The sequence below is a fragment of the Halomonas sp. BM-2019 genome, assembly GCF_017584085.1.
On record NZ_CP071922.1, the window covers coordinates 4,111,092 to 4,114,358 of the forward strand.

At 48.9% G+C, this 3,267-nt stretch carries 2 protein-coding genes; both read right to left on the bottom strand.

The features are described 5' to 3' along the window. Positions 1-137: 137 nt before the first annotated feature. Entirely contained in the window at positions 138-1,322 is a 1,185-nt protein-coding gene (gene tuf / locus J5F18_RS20460; RefSeq protein ID WP_346300320.1) for an elongation factor Tu, read from the bottom strand. 58 nt (positions 1,323-1,380) lie between these two features. Beyond that, on the bottom strand, positions 1,381-3,267 hold a 1,887-nt coding region (gene fusA, locus J5F18_RS20465), incomplete at its 5' end, for an elongation factor G (RefSeq protein ID WP_346300321.1).

A 3,267-nucleotide genomic window follows, 5' to 3' on the forward strand; every position in this document is an offset into this window, starting at 1 on the left:
CCTCCGGCTTGGCGCGGAAGCGATATTCAGACCCCCTCCGGCTTGGCGGCGGAAGCGACAACAGCACCCGACCATAACTTGGCGAACGGGCACAAAAAAGGCTCCCGAAGGAGCCTTTTCATGTGAAGCGTATCTAATTACTTGATGATTTTAGATACGACGCCTGCACCTACGGTACGGCCACCTTCACGGATTGCGAAACGCAAACCTTCGTCCATCGCGATTGGCGCGATCAACTGAACTACAAACTTCAGGTTGTCACCAGGCATGACCATCTCTACGCCTTCTGGTAACTCGACTGAACCAGTTACGTCCGTGGTACGGAAGTAGAACTGTGGACGGTAGCCTTTGAAGAATGGAGTGTGACGTCCACCTTCTTCTTTGCTCAGTACGTATACTTCCGCTTCGAAGTCAGTGTGTGGCGTGATTGAACCTGGCTTCGCAAGTACCTGACCACGCTGAACGTCTTCACGCTTAGTACCACGTAACAATGCACCGATGTTCTCACCTGCACGACCTTCGTCAAGCAACTTACGGAACATCTCTACACCCGTTACGATAGTCTTCGTGGTTTCTTTCAAACCAACGATAGCAACTTCGTCACCCGTGTTCACGATTCCACGCTCAACACGGCCGGTAACTACCGTACCACGACCTGAGATTGAGAATACGTCTTCGATTGGCATCAAGAACGGCTTGTCGATGTCACGCTCTGGCTCTGGGATGTACGAGTCTAAAGCTTCTGCTAGCTCAAGAATCTTCTGTTCCCACTGCTCGTCGCCTTCCAATGCTTTCAATGCTGAACCTTGGATTACTGGCAAGTCGTCGCCTGGGAAGTCGTACTCAGAAAGAAGTTCACGAACTTCCATCTCAACCAACTCTAACAATTCTTCGTCGTCAACCATGTCACATTTGTTCATGAATACAACGATGAAAGGTACGCCTACCTGACGTGACAACAAGATGTGCTCACGCGTTTGTGGCATAGGGCCGTCAGTAGAAGCAACTACCAAGATAGCGCCGTCCATCTGTGCAGCACCAGTGATCATGTTTTTAACATAGTCAGCGTGGCCTGGGCAGTCTACGTGGGCGTAGTGACGTGACGGAGTATCATACTCTACGTGTGACGTAGAGATGGTGATACCACGCGCTTTTTCTTCTGGCGCGTTATCGATTTGTGCGAAATCACGTGCAGCACCGCCGTAGTGCTTTGCTAATACTGTAGTGATTGCAGCCGTCAAAGTAGTTTTACCGTGGTCAACGTGACCGATAGTACCTACGTTTACGTGCGGCTTAGAACGTTCAAACTTTGCTTTAGCCATTGCTCTTTCCTTTTTAAAGTTAAAAGCCCGGTCCGCAAGGACCGGGACCAGACCTCAACTATTCTTTATCTTTAGTTGCACGAGCAGCGATTACTGCTTCTGCGACGTTGTTTGGAGCTTCTTGATACTTCAAGAATTCCATTGCGTATGATGCGCGACCCTGAGTTTGTGAACGCAGGTCAGTAGCATAGCCGAACATTTCAGCTAATGGTACCTGTGCACGAACTTGCTTCAGTCCACCTGGAGCATCGTCCATACCTTCGATCATACCGCGACGACGGTTCAAGTCACCCACAACGTCACCCATGAAGTCTTCAGGGGTAACTACTTCTACTTGCATGATTGGCTCAAGTAGAGCTGGGTTCGCTTGCAGAGCACCTTTCTTGAAGCCCATGCTACCAGCGATCTTAAACGCCATTTCGTTCGAGTCAACATCGTGGTAAGAACCATCGAACAAGGTAACCTTGACACCCAATACTGGGAAGCCAGCAAGTACACCGTTGTTCATCTGCTCTTGACAGCCTTTGTCAACCGCAGGGATGTATTCTTTCGGTACCACACCACCGACGATTTCGTTAACGAACTCGTAAGTAGGCGCTTCGTCTTCGTCTTTACCCGCTGGTGCCGTATCCAGAGCCAATGGCTCCATACGTAACCAAACGTGACCGTACTGACCACGACCACCAGACTGACGAACGAACTTACCTTCGATTTCCACTTTCTTGCGGATCGTTTCACGGTAAGCAACCTGTGGTTTACCAACGTTACACTCAACTTTAAACTCACGCTTCATACGGTCAACGATGATATCAAGGTGCAGTTCACCCATACCAGAAATGATCGTTTGACCAGACTCTTCGTCAGTCTTAACACGGAATGATGGATCTTCTGCCGCTAGTTTACCTAACGCGATACCCATCTTCTCTTGGTCAGCCTTGGTTTTCGGCTCAACCGCAACAGAGATTACCGGCTCAGGGAATTCCATCCGCTCAAGCACAACGATACGGTCGTGTGAACACAAAGTGTCACCGGTCGTTACGTCTTTCAAGCCGATTGCTGCAGCGATGTCACCCGCACGAACTTCTTTCAGTTCCTGACGGTCATTCGCGTGCATCTGTACGATACGGCCGAAGCGCTCTTTCTTCTGCTTCACCGCGTTGTATACAGATTCACCTGCATTAACAACACCTGAATAAACGCGGAAGAAGGTCAAGGTACCAACAAACGGGTCAGTTGCGATTTTGAACGCTAATGCCGCAAATGGTTCTTCGTCAGTTGAACCACAAGTGGTTTCTTCGCCATTCTCAAGTACGCCACGAATATCTTTTACTTCAGTTGGTGAAGGTAAGTATTCGATAACTGCGTCAAGTACTGCTTGTACGCCTTTGTTCTTAAATGCAGAACCACACAGAACTGGGATGATCTCGTTGTTCAGGGTACGCTGACGTAAGCCGAATTTAATTTCTTCTTCTGTCAACTCGCCGCCTTCAAGATACTTTTCCATCAGCTCTTCGTTTGCTTCTGCTGCTGCTTCGATTAGCTCGTTATGCAGCTCTTCAGCTTCGTCCATAAGATCTTCAGGAATTGGATCGTAAGTGAAAGTCATACCCTGGTCTTCTTCATTCCAGTTAATGGCTTTCATTTTTACGAGGTCAACAACACCTTTGAAGTCTTCTTCCGCACCGATTGGAATCTGCAAAGGCACAGCGATGGCAGCCAAACGGGTTTTCATCTGCTTCACAACGTTCATGAAGTCAGCACCCATACGGTCCATCTTGTTCACGAACACCATACGAGGAACTTCGTATTTGTTCGCCTGACGCCATACAGTTTCAGTTTGCGGCTGTACGCCTGAAGAGGCACACAGAACAACAACAGCACCGTCAAGAACCCGCAGTGAACGTTCTACTTCAACGGTGAAGTCAACGTGACCTGGGGTGTCAAT

Excerpts from the sequence above, each read along its gene's own strand:
- tuf (WP_346300320.1), bottom strand. The coding sequence starts at position 1,322 with ATGGCTAAAGCAAAGTTTGAACGTTCTAAGCCGCACGTAAACGTAGGT.